This window comes from Paenibacillus sp. TC-CSREp1, assembly GCF_050171015.1.
Lineage (GTDB): Bacteria > Bacillota > Bacilli > Paenibacillales > Paenibacillaceae > Paenibacillus > Paenibacillus silvae.
The window spans coordinates 76,833-94,854 of sequence record NZ_JBNOKM010000004.1; the positions used below are offsets into that span (position 1 = coordinate 76,833).

10 protein-coding genes are annotated in these 18,022 nt (G+C 42.8%); 8 read left to right on the top strand and 2 right to left on the bottom strand.

Annotated features, from left to right (window positions below; all coding sequences use genetic code 11):
* Positions 1-56: 56 nt before the first annotated feature.
* Positions 57-1,655 carry a response regulator transcription factor gene (locus ACQSGY_RS07020; RefSeq protein ID WP_427051279.1) on the bottom strand — a complete coding sequence of 533 codons (1,599 nt, stop codon included), beginning with the start codon at positions 1,653-1,655 and terminating at the stop codon, positions 57-59.
* Positions 1,656-1,934: 279 nt separating this feature from the next.
* Here ACQSGY_RS07020 and ACQSGY_RS07025 point away from each other — a divergent pair, with 279 nt between their 5' ends.
* Positions 1,935-4,217: a beta-glucosidase family protein gene (locus ACQSGY_RS07025; protein WP_427051280.1), complete on the top strand. Its 2,283-nt coding sequence runs from the start codon at positions 1,935-1,937 to the stop codon at positions 4,215-4,217.
* A 146-nt stretch (positions 4,218-4,363) separates the two neighbouring features.
* Entirely contained in the window at positions 4,364-5,980 is a 1,617-nt protein-coding gene (locus tag ACQSGY_RS07030; RefSeq protein WP_427051281.1) for a methyl-accepting chemotaxis protein, read from the top strand.
* A gap of 172 nt (positions 5,981-6,152) precedes the next feature.
* Here ACQSGY_RS07030 and ACQSGY_RS07035 read toward each other — a convergent pair whose 3' ends face one another.
* Positions 6,153-7,292: a helix-turn-helix domain-containing protein gene (locus tag ACQSGY_RS07035; RefSeq protein WP_427051282.1), complete on the bottom strand. Its 1,140-nt coding sequence runs from the start codon at positions 7,290-7,292 to the stop codon at positions 6,153-6,155.
* Positions 7,293-7,551: 259 nt separating this feature from the next.
* Between ACQSGY_RS07035 and ACQSGY_RS07040 the strand changes: the two genes are divergently transcribed.
* The 6 genes from ACQSGY_RS07040 to ACQSGY_RS07065 all read left to right on the top strand — a co-directional run bounded on the left by ACQSGY_RS07040 (position 7,552) and on the right by ACQSGY_RS07065 (position 17,931).
* On the top strand, positions 7,552-10,008 hold the full coding sequence (locus tag ACQSGY_RS07040) for a glycoside hydrolase family 3 C-terminal domain-containing protein (RefSeq protein WP_427051283.1): 2,457 nt from the start codon (positions 7,552-7,554) through the stop codon (positions 10,006-10,008).
* A gap of 37 nt (positions 10,009-10,045) precedes the next feature.
* Positions 10,046-11,581 (top strand): NAD-dependent epimerase/dehydratase family protein, encoded by a 1,536-nt coding sequence (locus ACQSGY_RS07045; protein ID WP_427051284.1) that lies wholly within the window; start codon positions 10,046-10,048, stop codon positions 11,579-11,581.
* A 27-nt stretch (positions 11,582-11,608) separates the two neighbouring features.
* Positions 11,609-14,206: a family 78 glycoside hydrolase catalytic domain gene (locus ACQSGY_RS07050; protein WP_427051285.1), complete on the top strand. Its 2,598-nt coding sequence runs from the start codon at positions 11,609-11,611 to the stop codon at positions 14,204-14,206.
* Positions 14,207-14,391: 185 nt separating this feature from the next.
* A complete protein-coding gene (locus ACQSGY_RS07055) occupies positions 14,392-15,321 on the top strand; it encodes an ABC transporter permease (RefSeq protein ID WP_427051286.1) in 930 nt (309 codons plus the stop codon).
* Positions 15,322-15,332: 11 nt separating this feature from the next.
* The gene (locus tag ACQSGY_RS07060; RefSeq protein WP_427051287.1) at positions 15,333-16,208 is read left to right on the top strand and encodes a carbohydrate ABC transporter permease; all 876 of its coding nucleotides are present in this window, start codon (positions 15,333-15,335) and stop codon (positions 16,206-16,208) included.
* Positions 16,209-16,227: 19 nt separating this feature from the next.
* Complete coding sequence (locus ACQSGY_RS07065) at positions 16,228-17,931, top strand: sugar ABC transporter (protein WP_427051288.1); 1,704 nt, start codon at positions 16,228-16,230, stop codon at positions 17,929-17,931.
* Positions 17,932-18,022 lie beyond the last annotated feature (91 nt).

Below are 18,022 nucleotides of genomic sequence, written 5' to 3' on the forward strand. Positions count from 1 at the left end.
ATGGGATGGAAGGTTTCTTCATGTTATCAATTAATCAAATGATCTTAGTTGGAAAACTAACGATTCCGATATTCCTGGGGTGTACAGCCATATTGTTTTTTGAAAATTTTTATAAAATGAGGGGGAGCCATAAACCCAAGCTTTTTGCTCACATCAGCAACTTTAAGTTCGGTTTGGGTCAGAAGGTGAACAGCTCTTTGCATGCGCAGCCGAAACAGATAATCGCCGATCGTTTCTCCTGTTGATGTTTTGTAGACTTTAGACAAGTAAACCGGATGCAGTCCAACATGATCTGCAATAATTTGCAACGAGATTCCATCTGAAAGATGATTCTGAATGTAAGCATGCACGCTCGAAACAATGTCATCGTGAGTATTCCTGATCTGATTTATCGCTCTGCTTCGATGAAACTGAATTATTTTCTCGGCCCAGGCATATACGCGGTGACTCGAAATTTGACTTTTCTTTCGAATCATCAAATCGAACTCTTCATTTAGAAGCTCATCTAACGTAACATGTTGTGAGCGGAATACAATGGCAAAGGTAGATGACAGGTACAGTAAACATGTATAAAGAACTTCATGAGACAGGTCCGATCCTTCTCCATCCACTGAAAGCACACGTTTGATTTTGGCGATCGCTTCTTCCCAGTTTCCAGCTTCCAGCAATTGCGGCAGAAGAGGAGGCTCCAGAAGTTGAAGATAACCTTGATCCATCACGGGGTTCGGCAGCTGATCGTCGACGGTAATAAAATAGCTTTTATGCTCACCGACATTTTGTTGAATAACCGCCACGCACCGATTAAAACCTTCGCTTAACCCTTCAGGAAAAAGTCGCTCTTGTCCCAAACAGATGGAGATTGCCCCTTTTAGAAATTTCTGCACATGATTTTGCAGCTTAACCGCAAAAGAATCGACAGAGTTTAGTGTTTTACGATCCTCATGATGAATGAGGAACACCAGATACCCCTGATCGGTAATACAATGCCATAATCCAAATGGAGTGAAAACTTCATCTGCAATATTGGTAATCGCATATTCAAGGAGGGAGAGAGATTGAAGATCATATCCTGAAAATTCCTCTTCCATTCGAATCACCATCATTCGATAGTTGTCTTCCATACGGATGGGAAGATCAAGAATCTTCAGGCGCTCCTCCAAAATGTGCTGACTCATAGGTTTGTTTTGGAGTAAATCATTAAGAAACTGATTTTGCAAAACGGGAAGATTAGCATGTAACATGTGCTGAATCTGCTGCATTGAACTTATATTTTCCCATTCTTGCTCAATATTCTTAATGGCCGCTTCAACAGCCTTGACAAGTGCCTGAGTATCCACAGGTTTAAGCATATAATTCATCGCCTGATAGCGAATGGCTTGCTGAGCATATTCAAATTCATCGTGTCCTGACAAAATAATACTCCGAATGCGAGGAGCGGATAAACGAATCAGGCGAATTAATTCAAGACCATCCATTTCAGGCATACGTATATCCGTAATCATCACATCAATCGCAAACCGGGAAGTGATATCCAGGGCTTCTTCGGCGGAATAGGCACGATGCACTTCTTCAATGCCGCTATCTTCCCAAGGAATCGTGAGAGCAAGACTATCCACCACAGATTTCTCGTCGTCTACAATTAAAAGGGCATACATAAGTGTAACAACTTCCTTCCTGATGATTAGTCTCCTTATTGTAGGCAATCATCTTAGGCATTACAATCCGGATTTCGATATAAACTTGTAAATATTAAGAAATCGTTATCAGTCTTTGGATGTAGTTATCCATAGATGTAAAAAGGGCACGCACATCAAAAAAAATCTTGCGAAATGCGTTATGCAATCTTAAGAATGCGCTATATGCCTTCTTCTCCCTCAACCGTAAAATAAAATAGATACCTTTAAATGATACATAATGAAAGGAAGTGTCAATGGATGAAACGAGATATTAAACAGCTCATAGATCAAATGACCATCGAGGAGAAAGCCAGTCTGTGTTCCGGTAGCACCTTCTGGACAACCACAGGAATCGAAAGATTAGGTATTCCATCCATTATGCTAGCTGACGGACCACACGGACTACGAAAACAAGATGGAGAATCGGATCATCTAGGTCTGAACGAAAGTGTACCCGCGACTTGTTTTCCTACAGCCAGCGGGCTGGCAAGCTCCTGGAATCGCGACCTGATAGAACAGGTGGGAAGCACCATAGGTAAAGAAGCCCAGACCGAAAATGTAGCTATTTTACTGGGGCCAGGTGCAAATATCAAGCGCTCCCCGCTGTGCGGACGAAACTTTGAGTATTTTTCCGAAGATCCGTATCTTACGGGTGAACTGGCTTCATCTCACATTCGCGGTGTGCAAAGCCAGGGAGTCGGCACTTCGCTGAAGCATTTTGCCGTTAACAATCAGGAGGATCGTCGAATGTCTGTTAATGCCGTAGTGGATGAAAGGACATTACGCGAAATTTACTTAACCGGCTTTGAAAAAGCGGTCAAACAAGCTCAACCATGGACGCTTATGTCTGCATACAACAAAGTGAATGGGACCTATGCATCGGAGAATCCTTACCTCCTGAATGATATATTGCGAGATGAATGGGGTCATGACGGATTTGTCATGTCAGACTGGGGAGCAGTCAGTGAAATTGTACCTAGCGTAGCGGCAGGCATGGAACTTGAAATGCCACCTTCCAATGGTGAAGCCCAACGTAAAATTATTCAAGCGGTTGAAGAAGGCACACTCGATATTTCGTTACTTGATCAAGCGGTCGAACGCTTGCTTACGGTTATTTTTAAATGTGCAGATCATATGCAGCAAGATGCCACGTACAATGCTGAAGAGCATCATGCATTTGCAAGACAGGTGGCCCAAGAGACCATGGTATTGCTAAAAAACGAGAATGGAATCCTACCCTTGCAGAAAACGGGTCATATCGCCGTGATTGGAGAACTAGCCCAATCGGCCCGTTACCAGGGCGGGGGAAGTTCACACATTAATCCAACGAAAGTGGACATCCCTTATGAAGAATTGCTTCGTTCTGCCGGTGATCAAGCGCAACTTACCTATGCCCAGGGATATGAACTGAGCTCGGATGAGACCAATGCTCCATTATTACAAGCTGCTTTGGAAACGGCAGCGGCAGCTGATGTAGCCATCTTGTTTGTAGGGTTGCCTGACCGTTATGAATCTGAGGGATATGACCGCAAACATCTTAATCTTCCCAATAATCATCAGGAGCTCATTACCGCTATAGCTGCCGTTCAACCCAATGTAATTGTCGTGTTGAGCAATGGTGCCCCTGTCGTAATGCCTTGGCTCCACAACGCAAAAGCCGTTCTTGAAGCTTATCTGGGGGGGCAGGCTACTGGAGGCGCAATCGCTGATATTTTATTTGGTGATGCCAATCCGAGCGGCAAGCTGGCAGAGACGTTCCCGCGTTCAACGAAGCATAATCCATCCGCATTGTTTTTCCCTGGTGATGGAAACCAGGTTGAATACAGAGAGGGGATATTCGTAGGTTATCGGTACTATGAAGCTAAAGATATAGAACCGCTGTTTCCTTTTGGTCATGGACTAAGCTACACACAATTTGAATACTCCAACCTGACTGTTGATAAAAGGGAGATTAACGATACCGATTGCATCAAAGTCTCGGTAAGGATCAAGAATACTGGTTCTGTGCAAGGCAAGGAGATTGTTCAATTATACGTCCATGACACAGCATCCCGTGTTACACGTCCTGACAAAGAGCTGAAGGGCTTCACCAAGATAGACTTAAAACCTGGTGAAGAGAAACAAGTCATCATAATTCTCGATAAACGTTCATTTGCATATTACGATGTAGAGCGATCCGATTGGCATGTAGACAGCGGTGAATTCGAAATATTGGTAGGTGCATCATCTCAAGATATCAGGCTTACAACAACAGTTGTCGTAAATTCTACATCCCGTGAAATTATTCCAACATACCATCGCGATACCACCTTTGGGGAGTTGCTTGCAAATCCTAAAACGATGGCGATCCTTTCTCAAATGCAACCCCAAGCGGATCAGGATCAAAGTGAGATGCAATCCAGTGCAGTATCCGCTGAAATGGTTCAAGCCTCCATGCAATATTTGCCACTGCGGAATCTGATACCTTTCACAGGGATGACAGAGGAAACCTTATCACAATTACTTGCAGCCTTGAATCAGGCAGTACAAAGTGAAACATAGAATCTGATCTTTCTTTTCAACTTGATTTCAGATAAAAGTCGCCATGAAGGCGACTTTTATCCTTTGTATAGCCTTTACCCTTAACTCGTACATGCATAAATGTATAATAATTACTAATATGTAATTTTAGAGAAGGTGGATATTAAATGAGTATTCGCAAGAAAATGCTATTTGCGTTTGGGACTGTTATTGTACTGTATCTCGTAGCACTTAGTTACCAAAATTACAAATCTTTAATCCAAAATGAAAAGTTAGAAGAGATACGAAAAGTTCAGTTTACCTCCTCGCTGAAAGCACAGGAGATGCAGGAGAGTCTGATGGAATACCAGGTTCAAATGTTGCTTCCGGCAATCGGATACGCGTCTAAGGAATCCGTTGAAGAAGCAAGTGCACAATTGTTAGCAAAATTCAAGCAAGCTTTGCAAGAGTATTCTGCATTGAATCCATCCGAAAAAAATGAAGTAGATCAGATTCAGGAAGCATACTTCAGTTACATTGACCAAGGTCATTTGGAGGGAGGACAGAAACTAAACGAATTAATCCTTGGATTAAAATCAAAAAGTGTGATTGATGTGGACTCCAATATTCATACATTGATCACGTCCAACAAAAATGCATTTTGGCAGTCCGTCACATATCAGTCATTCGTGACTTTACTTGTTATCGTCATCTCACTGTTGCTCGCGCGTTCCATTATTAGGCCTACGGAACGTCTCGTTAAAGGAACGGAACGGATTCATAATGGAGATTTAAGCCAGTCATTTCATTCAAGCGCTTCAGATGAGATTGGCAAACTTGCAAATATGTTTGAAGTCATGCGAACCGGTCTTACAGGCTTCATACGTTCAGCCCAGGATAATTCCGATGTGGTTGTACAATCAAGTCAGCTTCTAATCAACAATTTGGAGAAGTCCTCCATTTCAATGAGAAAAATTGGTCAATCGGCAACTTCCGTTTCAGATGGAGCGCTTGTACAACTTCAGTCAGCAGAAGAAACGGTACGGGCCATAGATGAAGTAGCTCGAGGCATTGCTCTGATCAGTGAGTCAAATAATGAAGCTACAGAATGTTCATCTATGACTGAACAACAAGCTCGAAAGGGAGAGGAACTTTTACAGAACGTTAAGCTCTGCATTGACCTCTATAATCGCACGATGGATGAAATAGAAAGCTCTGTTGCGAAAATGAATCAGCATTCTGTTACCATTCAAGAAATCGTTCATCTTATAGCAACAGTTGCTCGTCAAACGGACTTGCTCGCTCTTAACGCAGGTATAGAGGCTGCGAGAAGCGGGGACCAAGGAAGAGGATTTTCCGTTGTTGCAAGTGAAATTCGCTCACTGGCAGATCAAACCCGTCAATCATTAAGTAACATATATGATACGATCAACGACATTCAGGAAGATACGGTATCAGCAAGCACTATCGTAGCTCAAGGAAAAAAAGAGTTGGCACAGACGATAAATGCAGTAGAACAAGCAGGTCAAGCATTCGAAATGATCCTTGAATCTGCCAGCAACGTTGCCAGTCAGATGCAAGAGATATCTTCCGCTTCTGAGCAATTATCCGCAAGTTCCGAGGAGGTCAGCGCTTCAATGCAGCATTTAGCTTCTATTGCCAAACAAGCACATACAGAAAGCACAACGATGGTTCAAGCCGTTGAACAGCAGATGGTTATGGCAGAAGAAATACAGCATTTTTCCGATAACATCCGAGGTTCTGCTTTTAATATGAGAGATCAGATATCCATTTACAAAACCTGATATATATGAGGAGAATGGGGGCGAAATTAGAAAAACGAAAACGATTGGATGCCAGGAAACAATCCTGATTCATTGACAAAAGCAGCTCTCCCATAAGAGAAAGCTGCTTTTGTTGTCAACCGTTTTAAATACATTCAATTAGAATCTAAACTCTACTGGCTTAATATAAGGATCATTTATTCTGACGCACACCCCGGCTGCTCTGCTGCCTGAAGTGGGCAGGTGTGATATTTATGAATTTTTTGAAGACGGTCTGAAAGTGACTTTGGCTGGAAAAACAAAGATAGCTGCTGATTTCACTAATGGGTTTGTTCGTATAAACAAGCAAATTCTGAGCTTCCTTTAGCTTGCAATCCATAATAAATTGATGCAGGCTTTTGCCGATCTTTTTTTTGAAAGTAGTTGAGAGATAGGTACGACTGTAACCGAAATGTTTTGCCACGTGATCAACGGTTAAATTCTGATGCACATTATTAAATATATATTGAATCAGACTTCGCATACTTACGTCATCTGCTATATCATACCTTGCGGCTTGGACTCTCCTGGCAAAATTAAACAAAGCTTCTTTCATGAAGTTTTGAATGGATTCCGGCGACGACAATTGTTCAATCTCTTGGAGATAGAGATCGGATAACTGAAAAGCAACTTCTGTATCTAATTGCCCCCGAATGGCTGCTCGCGTAGCCAGGGCAATCGCGACAATCGATGTATTTTTCGTCTGACGAATTGTGTCCCCAGCAGTCATACCCTCATGAACCATAAAAGGCCGTTCCAAAAACTGTTTAAGGCCAACCTCATTACCGTTCTCAATGTAATAACACATCCGGTTTTCAATCTCGTAGGAATTGTTAAAATATAAGTTTTCTTTATTCTCGTAAATTCGTTTTGTTTGCTCGTTGTTAATTTCCTTCATCGAATTCTTTTGAAGTAGGTCCAAGTAACTCATCTCTTGGCCGTTCACAAAATAATGAATGGTCACAAGATGATTTAGAAATTGCTGCAGCGGCATTGGTATGATCTGCTTTAGAAAACTTTCGAAGTTTGCTTCTTCTTGACCGGAAACGACAAAGGCTTTTTTAGCGATACGCAGTGTGTCTTTCAAATAAGGTGTTTGACTGACGGGTCCGACAAGAATGACATGGCCCGGAAGGGAGCTAACTTTGATCGCACCATAATAAGCAAAGAAGGAAGTAGACAAATATGTAACCTCTTCGTGTGAGAGCAGAAGCTCAGAGAGATACTCAAGTGGCGGATGAGTTAATTCGCTCTGAGCAGGATGACTAAATTTATGGTGCTGATGGTTATACAAATACGTCGGAATCAATGTAGATTGGTATAGAAATTTCAATGTTTTTTGTAAGCTCTTCAACAAAATTTCCTCCAGTATAAACGAATGAATGGAGTGCCAGCATTCTAATTATTCATTTCAAAATAGCAAACTCGTCCGAGACAGTCAATATATTTTAAGAACAAATCTGAAATTTGCAGTACATATATGAAAGATAGCACTTCCATTATGGAATACAATAAATCTTAACTAATGCATCCGTAGCGAAGGGAGAAGAATCATGCAGACCGTTAATGAACTAATTGAACGTATGACGGTAGAAGAAAAAGCGGCTTTAATGGCTGGTGTGGATTTCTGGAAAACAAATTCAATCCCGAGATTATCCATACCATCTATATATATGACGGATGGGCCTTGCGGCTTACGCAAACAAGGAGAAAAGGCAGACCATCTCGGTCTAAACAACAGTGAGGAGACGACATCATTTCCCACAGGAGTTACGCTTGCTGCCAGCTGGAACCCGGATAATATTCGAAAGATGGGTGCAGCTATTGCGAAGGAGTGTCACCATTTCGGGGTTAATGTTCTCCTTGGTCCTGCTGTTAACATTAAAAGAAATCCCAAGTGCGGCAGAAACTTCGAATACTTTTCTGAAGACCCTTACCTCTCGGGAATTCTGGGCATTGCTTTTGTCGAGGGAGTTCAAAATGAGGGAATTGGAGTCTCACTGAAACATTTCGCTGTAAACAATAACGAAAATTATCGTTTCATGGGAGATTCTGTGTTGGATGAGCGTGCATTACGTGAGATCTATCTCAGAGCATTTGAGAGAATTGTCAAAGACACGAGACCGGTAACTGTAATGAGTGCATACAACAAAATCAATGGTATCTTCTGCTCGGAAAATCACAGACTATTGACTGAAATTCTAAGAGAAGAATGGGGTTTTGATGGTGCGGTGATCAGTGACTGGGGTGCAGTATCTGATCGGGTAGATGGCATTAAAGCGGGAATGGATCTGGAGATGCCAGGTGATTGCGAATATTTTAGAAAGTCAATTATAGATGCAGTTGATAGTGGTGAATTACCGATTTCTTCGCTGGATCAGTCGGTGAGCAATATTTTGAATCTGATTCGGCGTACACACGATATTCAGTACGGCCTTGCTTTTGACAGAGAAAAACATCATAACCTGTCAGGTGAAATCGCAGCCGATAGTGCTGTTCTTATAAAAAACGATGGCATCCTGCCATTAGATCCATCGCAAAACTATGTTGTCATTGGTGAATTGTTTGAGAAGATGCGTTTTCAGGGGGCCGGAAGCTCTTTGATCAACCCGAGCAAGCTTACTTCGCCAAAAACTGCTTTTGATCAACGCGGCATCCGATACGATTATGCAAGTGGCTACAGAGAGTCCGAGTTTGAATCTGAACCGGAATATGTTAGTTCAGCTATGGCAAAGGCGCAGTCGGCTGATGTTGTCTTATTCTTCGCAGGACAAACCGATTATACAGAAAGTGAAGGCTATGACCGGGAGTCGATGAAATTACCTGATAATCAACTTGCTCTCCTGCGCAAGCTGGTCCAGCTGAACAAAAAAATTGTTCTTGTATTATTTGGGGGTTCACCTGTCGAATTGCCTTTTGAAGATGAGGTTCATGCAATTTTGAACATGTACTTGCCTGGTCAAGCGGGAGGTGAAGCTGCGGCTCAACTCCTTTTCGGAGAAAAAAGTCCTTCCGGAAAGCTCGCTGAGACATGGATGAACAGTTATACAGACGTACCCTTTGGTGAACAGTTTGTGCAGCAGAAGTCAGAGCTTTACAAGGAATCCATCTATGTAGGCTACCGCTATTATGATTTTTTGCAAGGAAAAGGTGTACGCTATCCGTTTGGTCATGGACTTAGTTATACACAGTTTGCTTATGAATCGCTGCAAGTCCAGCAAGATTCAGAAACCTTCATAGTCACATGTGAAATCTCGAATACAGGGCAGATAGAGGGCGGAGAAATCGTACAGGTATATGTTGCAAACCCAACCTCAGATGTGTTTAAGCCTGCCAAGGAACTTCGTGCTTTTGGCAAAGTATATTTGAAGCCAGGTGAAAAAAAGCAAGTGAAAATGAGCTTTACTCTAAATGATCTCGCTTACTATCATGTGGACCGGAAAGAGTGGGTTGTAGAAAATGGGGATTATCAGGTCTTGGTTGCTGCTTCCGCAGCAGATATTCGCTTGTCAGCCAGCATTTCTATCACCAGCCAGCCTGACATTGCAAGCCCGTATTCTCGCGAAAAATTAAAGCATTACTTTTCTCCCCATTTGTTATCCCAAGTGAGCATGGAAGAATTTGAAATTCTACTTGGCAGGAAAGTAACAGAATCATCGAACAAACAATTAACGAAATATACTCTGGATTCCAGATTGGATGAATTGCGGGAATCCTTTATAGGAAATTTATTTTATACATCGGTTATCGGTATTGGCAAAAAACAGTTTAAGCGATCACAAAAGATGCCTGAAGGTCCCGAGCGGGACATGGAGCGCAAAAATGGCATGTTTCTGATGAAAATGATGCCGAACAACAGCATTCGTTCCATGTCGGTATCGAGTACAGGCCGTTTTGGCTACCATATCGCAGCCGGGCTGATTGACATACTGAATGGTCAGATCATGCAAGGCATCAAACGAATGCTTCGAAAAGAACGTTTGTCCCCTCTGCCGAAGGACCAGAAGTGACTATATCTTAAATAACGAACATACAGGAGGAAACAACATGAGTCAGACCATGATCAGCAAAAAACGTGTTTTTATTACTGGTGCATCCGGTGGCATGGGACAGGAAAGCCTGAAAAGAATGATCAAAGACAGCCATCTGTATGACATTGTTACGTTGTGTCTGGATACGGAAAAGGATCGCAAGGCCCTGGAGCCTTATCAAGAGTTGAACGAAGTAACGATAAAGTATGGAGACATACTGGACTATGAAAAAGTGCTTGAATGTGTCAAAGACGTAGATTTGATTCTTCACATTGCTGCATTTGTATCGCCTGCTGCAGATTATTTCCCCAAGAAAGCTATGGAAATTAATTACGGTGCCGTCAAAAATCTGGTGAGTGCTATATACGAACATGGCCAAGAGGACCATACCAAGCTGGTATTTATCGGAACCATCGCAGAGACCGGCGATCGCATGCCACCTATCCATTGGGGACGAGTAGGTGATCCCCTTAAACCAAGCATGTTTGACTATTATGCCGTTTCTAAAATCGCAGCCGAGCGTCTTGTGATTGAATCCGGGCTCAAATACTGGGTAAGCCTGCGCCAAACCGGAATTATGGGACCCGCCATGAGTAAAATTATGGATGCGATTATGTTTCACAACTGTCTGGACAACGTCCTGGAGTATGTGTCCGATCGTGACTCCGGCAGAATGATGGAGAATTTGTGCAATTATGAGTTTACAGGCAAGCTGCCAGAGGATTTCTGGTGTCATGTTTACAATATAGGAGGCGGGGAATCCTGCCGTGTCAGTACCTATGAGATGTACCAAAAACTATACGGGGCAATTGGTTTCAAAAACCTTGACCATGTAATTAATCCGAAATGGTATGCCACTCGTAATTTTCACGGACAGTACTACCTGGATTCGGACAAGCTAAACGATTATTTGCATTTCCGTCAGGACGGGATGGATTATTTTTATCGTTGTTACCTTGAAAATCTGGGTTCTCAGGCAACGGCAGCGAAAATTCTGTGTAAACTGCCGTTTGGCGAACGAATCATGGGAACTGTCATGAAAAAAATGTTTGAAAAGCCGGCCCGAACGGAACATGGCACATTACGGTTCATCGAAGAGAATGTGGAAGACCACATTGATGCGTATTGGGGCAGTAAAGAGGCATGGAACAGCATCCCTGATAAATTAAGCGAGTTCCAGCATTTCAAAGACTGGAACAACGTAGTTCATATTGATCATGGATACGATGACACCAAACCTGAGCGGGATCTCGGAATTGATGATGTAAAGTCGGCCGCTGCATTTCGGGGAGGACAATGCTTGTCCTCAGAGATGGAAAAAGGAAACTGGAGAAATAAATTGAGTTTTACATGTGCATTTGGACATACATTCCAAGCCAGTCCGAAGCTGGTGCTGCATGCGGGTCATTGGTGCCCTGAATGTGAACGTGAGAGTTGGAATTATGCTGAACGTGCAAAAGTAGATCCATTTTTTGCTCAAGTATGGACTCCGTTACATGCTCCGACTGAGACCAGAGTTTATAAAAAAATAGTTTCCGAGCTGGATGTATAATATTTTGACAAGGCAGGAGAGGCCATAATGTTAATGCTATCTTCCATAAAGATCAACGGATTGGAATCCGGCTGTATTACAGATCATGCACCCATGATTTCGTTTGCACTTTCTTCGGATCGAGCTGGAGAAAAGTTGCAAGAAGCCATCATTGAAGTTGGTGACTGGCGTGTGACCACCTCAGATCAGATTAACAATCTCTACACTGGGCCGCTAAAACCGCATACGGAATATCATGTCAGAATCATAGCAACCGGAACCAGTGGAGAACAGGCAGAGCATTTTGCTTTATTCAAGACAGGCAGAATGGGTACAAAATGGTCTGCTCAATGGATTACCGATATGTCCTACGATTTCCCTAAAAAGGTTTCTCCTGTACCTATGACGTTTCGCCGTAACTTTGAACTCACGCGGACGGTGACAAGGGCGTGGATAAACGTAACGGCACTGGGGGTATATGAACTTGCTCTGAATGGTGAAAAGGTGGGAGAAGATTACTTTGCTCCAGGGTTTACTTCATATGATCATCAGATCCAGTACCAGACCTATGATGTTACACATCAACTGAAATCATCAAACGCAGTCACAGCTGTAGTAGCAGGGGGATGGGCTGTCGGTTCATTTAATTATGTTCGCAAAAATAAAATTAGTGCTGATCGTCAAGCATTATTGCTGGAATTGTACATTGAGTATACAGACGGTACATCAGATTTAATCGTTACCGATCCAACGTGGGAAGTTACTCTGCATGGAAACTATCGTATGGCAGAATGGTATGACGGTGAACATTATGATGCCGCTATTGATTTGGACCTTGTTCGATGGAAGCCGGTAGATATAACCCGCCCTCGCAAAAATCCGGAACTATTAGCGCAGTATGGTTTGCCCGTGCGTGTACAGGAAGAATTGAAACCGGTATCCCGCACAGTAGCACCGAGTGGTGAAATCATCTATGATTTTGGTCAAAACTTTGCAGGCGTAATCACAGCCAAAATTGTAGGAAAACACAATCAAAAGATTGTGTTCCAACACGCTGAAGTATTGGTAGAACAGGAACTCTTCGTAAAATCTTTACGTACCGCGAAGGCTGCTGCGACATATGTTTGTCTGGAAGGAGAGCAAACGTATTCACCTCGGTTGACTTATATGGGGTTTCGTTATGTGGGTTTGACCGGGATAGATCCGGACCAGATTGAACTGTCGGCTTACGTGTTGCATTCTGATTTCAAGGAGATTGGTCATTTTTCATGTTCCAATCCACTGTTAACACAGCTTCAGAGTAACATTCGATGGGGTGGGCGCTCCAACTTTGTTGATATTCCAACAGACTGTCCGCAACGGGATGAACGTCAGGGATGGACAGGGGATATTGCTGTTTTTGCTTCAACAGCTTGTTTTAACTTTGACATGAGCCGATTCTTTGATAAATGGTTGATGGATATGCGTGCAGAACAATCCAAAGGTGGCGGATTTCCTATGGTTATTCCCCGAGGTGGAGATCACTGGCCTGCAATGGCTAATTCATGTTGGGGAGACAGCAGTATTCTGGTCCCTTGGGCTGAATACTTGGCACGCGGCAATAAACAGGTTCTTGAAAAACAATATGATTCCATGAAGAAATTTCTAAAAGCAGCGAAATGGTGGTCTTCTTTCCTAGCCGTCTCGCCTGCAGATCGTTATGTTTGGCGTTTCCCGTTCCATTTTGGCGACTGGGCTGCACCGGAAGGAGATGCCAAAGCATGGATTAAAAAAGGGAAATGGGTAGGCACCGCTTATTTCGCTAACTCGTGTGGCATTATGGCAAAGATTGCTTCCATTCTAGGGCACACCGAAGATGTATCCTATTACTACGATTTAAGAAAAAAAATTATTACCGCGTACCGGAATGTATTTACTGATAAACAGGGGAATATGAAAGAAGAATTTCAGACGGCCTATGTGCTCCCCCTTCATTTTGGTATGACGGAAGGTGAGGAAACAAAGCAAATGGTGAATAATTTGACTCGATTAATTCACGAAGCTGGAAATCACCTTACAACAGGCTTTACCGGAACCCCTTATCTGCTATTTGCCCTCTCTGACAATGGACAGCTTGACGCTGCATATGAACTGCTGTTACAGGAGGAATGTCCATCCTGGCTATACGAGGTGAAGGCTGGAGGGACAACGATCTGGGAACGCTGGGATGCACTCAGACCTGATGGAACTGTAAATATTGAGGAACTAAGCGGCAATAAGTCAGCAGAAGAATCGAATGGAGGAATGGTTTCCTTTAATCATTACGCGAATGGAGCTGTGGGCGATTGGCTTTATAAAAGGCTGGCAGGTCTGGAGCCCACCAGCGGCGGATATCAGACTTTCCGAGTCGCTCCTATGATTGGCGGAGGTATTACATGGGCTAAAGCCTCTACAGTTACACCTTACGGCCTGGCAAGTGTAGACTGGAAACGGGATGAACATTTATTCCATGTTGAGGTTACAGTTCCCGTTTCTACAACATGCTCTTTGCACATGCCCAATGGAGAGATACACATTTTGACGAGTGGACAACACAGCTTTCAATGCTCTTTGAGCACAAACGCTCTTGCCAAAAATAGTTATAAAGAGCAGCCTGTCGTACGTTAGGTTGGCACATAGAACGATATACGTAATGAAGTCGCCGGTATGGCGACTTTTTTACAATCAGCACTTTCAACTATAAGTTAAGAAAACGCTATTTACCCTTTGTATTGCATTATATCCCGTAGACTTGTATGCGCTTACAATAAATCCAGCAATACTATTCTACATCAGACATGAGGAGGTCTCATATGGAGTTGGCAGCCCCAAAAAAGAACAAAATGAAAATTAATAGACGAGGAGATCGCTGGCAGCTCTACTTAATGTTAAGCCCCGCCGTGCTATTGGTTCTTGTATTTGTTTACATGCCCCTGGGCGGACTAGTCATGGCGTTTCAGGATTACAAACCTTATCTGGGGATAATGGGATCCGAATGGGTAGGTATGGAACAATTCAAATTTCTATTTGAATATCCAGACAGCGTACAGGTCATCTGGAATACACTTCGAATTGCGGTGTTAAAACTGGTTTTTGGTTTTATTTCCACGATGGGCTTTGCGTTGCTGATTAATGAAGTCCGCCTCAAAGTATTAAGAAGTACTGTTCAGACATTTGTTTTTCTCCCACACTTTCTTTCATGGGTTGTTCTAGGCGGCATTTTTATTGAGCTTCTTAACCCGGACAGCGGTCTTGTTAATCAGGCACTGCAGGCATTAGGATTCAACCCCATCTTCTTTCTAGGTGATAACAATTGGTTTCTGTTTACAGTGGTATCGAGTGAAGTGTGGAAAGAGTTCGGATATGGTTCCATCATTTTCCTCGCGGCTATCGTCGGAATCAACCCGGCACTGTATGAAGCAGCACAGATTGATGGGGCAGGCAAATGGAAACAGATGTTACATATCACTTTGCCATCTCTGATTCCAACAATAGCTGTGGTACTAACACTTTCACTCAGTCAAATACTGAATGCAGGCTTTGATCAAATTTTTAATTTGTATAACCCTCTGGTATATGAAAAGGGGGATATCATCGATACCTTTGTTTACCGGATCGGTCTGATTGATGGTAACTACAGCTTTTCTACAGCCATTGGATTATTCAAATCCATTGTCAGCCTGATTTTGATTCTAGGCGCATACCGGATTGCCTACAAAGTAGCTGACTATAAAATTTTCTAAGGTGGGATCTTATGCAAGTGATGTCTACGCCCCAGCGCTGGTTTCAGACATTTAATAATGTACTCATGCTATTACTGGCACTCATTTGTGTTGTACCATTGCTTCATGTTATTGCGATATCGCTAAGTTCAACAGAAGCCGTTATGGCAAACAGAGTTACTTTTTTTCCGATCGATATCACCTTTAACTCCTATCTGAAAGCACTTGAGAATCCCGTTTTCCTTCCAGCAATTTGGATTTCAATCCAGCGTACCGTGTTAAGCCTGGTGCTCGGACTTATGATCAACTGTATGGCAGCTTATGTGTTATCCAAAGGCAGCGGGAGAGACGGCATTGCTGGGTACAAACTGTTTGTAGCCCTGTTTGTAGTTGCCATGTTGTTTAATGGCGGTCTGATTCCTACCTATCTGCTCGTCACCAAAATTGGCTTGTATAATTCCATCTGGGCACTTGTGCTTCCAGGTTTGGTCAATGTCTTTTATCTCGTTCTCATCATGAACTTCTTCAAAGCATTACCGAAGGAGATCGAAGAATCTGCTTTTATGGACGGAGCCAATCACTGGCAGGTATTTTTCAACATGTTTCTGCCGCTATCCTTGCCTGTCCTTGCAACCGTAGGACTATTTATGGTGGTGAACGACTGGAATGAATGGTTTGCGGGCTCCATTTATATGAGGGGAGACAATGTACCACTCAGTACGCTTCTGAAATCTCTAATCGCTGTACCGGTTGTCGATGCCAGCAATGTGAATGACATTGCGAAAATTAACAATCGTTCTATTCGGGCAGCTCAGGTCTTAATTGGGGCTATACCGATTTTGCTCATCTATCCTGTGCTTCAAAAGTTTTTCACAGCCGGGATTGTGATCGGTGCAGTAAAAGAATAATTCACTTGGGGGGAAGAACATGAAAAAACAAAGAAAAATAATGTGGGGATGTCTGCTTCTTGCGATGAGCTTTAGTCTGTTAGCTGCATGTAGCGATAAAGAAGAGACTGTCAAATCGAATGAGCCTGCAAAAGAAATTAAAGTTGTGAATGGAAAAATCGAACCCGCAGTATCGGTAACAATGGTCAGAAGCGAGGACCCTACAGTCAAATTTAAAAATGGTGAAAACTATATGGACAATGTTCATACCCGCTGGGCTAAAGATACACTCGGCGTAGAGATGAAAACGTTATGGACATCCTCTGCGGTAGATTACGACACCAAGCTGAAGCTAATGTTGTCTTCCGGGGACAAAATACCTGATTTATTCGTCGCTAACTCAAGCCAATCGAACACGATCAACACTTTTATTGACTCAGGAAAATTGCTTGACGTAACAGAAGCATTCGACAAATACGCATCGGATACCTGGAAAGCAGCTGTCGCAGAGGAACCTACCGCTTGGTATCCTTTCATGAAAGATGGCAAAAAATTTGCCATACCGGTACTTCGCCCTACAGCTGGAACCCAGTCTGTACTTTGGATCAGACAGGATTGGCTCGATAAGTTAAACCTTAAAGCGCCAACCACATTGGATGAGCTCGATAAGGTGATGGATGCTTTTGTGAATCAAGATCCTGATGGAAATGGAAAAAAGGACACTTTAGCTCTGGAACTCGCGATGAAAGATCAAGTAGTCGGCTCACCTATGGGTGATACTTCATGGTTCTTTGGAATGTTTGGAGCTATACCGGAACGCTGGTATCCAGACACGGATGGCAACCTCAAGTATGGATCCATTCAACCGGAGATCAAGTCAGGTTTGAGCAAGCTCAATGAGTGGATGAACAAGGGATACATTGCGAGTGACATTGCTCTGCACGATTTTAATAAAGTAGCCGAGAACGTTGCCTCTGGAAAAGTGGGGATGCTGGGCGGTGAAAACTGGATGATGGTTTATCCGGGATCGATGCTGCTGGCATCCAATCCCAATGCAATTTATAATCCATATCCGATTCCTAAGGGAGCCGATGGAAAAAACATGAGAACAATCGCGGAACCATACACAAGTGCGATCCTGATCAATAAGGATATTTCAGAAGAAGCTCTACAAGCGTTTTTCCATTATCAAAATGCATTGTATGAGGCATATAACTCCGATGATCCATTGCTATTCAAGGGTTTTCAGGATGGATACGATTATGTAATTGAGAATGGCAAAGCCGTTATGGATGAGAGTAAAATTACGGGTGGCAAAGTTTCAACGATGAAATATACGATTACTGGCTCGGACGCCGTATATCCTTCCAAAAGGTTGGAAGCCAATGTTAAAATGGCTAAAAACGAAACGTTGAGTAATCAAGAGTTAGCGGCGCTGGCACCAACAGGTATTCTTGGCAATGACGCATCTAATCCTTTAGAGGCCTTTTCTTCAAAAGCTTTGCTGGTTGCGATGGATCAAAGTGATATCGATGTACCTGAGTATTTCCAAGGTCCTTCTACCAAAACGATGCTTTCCAGGCAGGAATTATTAACCAAAATGCAGATCGACTCCTATATTGAAATTATTTATGGCAAAAAGCCCGTCGATGAATTCGATTCATTTGTTGCAAAGTGGAAATCATCTGGAGGAGATAAAATTATTAAGGAAGTAAATGAGTGGTATGATAACGTGAAGCAATAATAAGCCAGAGAAAAGGCACTCGGATTAAAACAATCCAGGTGCCTTTGTTTTGGTGCGAATTATTGGTTAAACGGAGGAGAATCCATGAGGT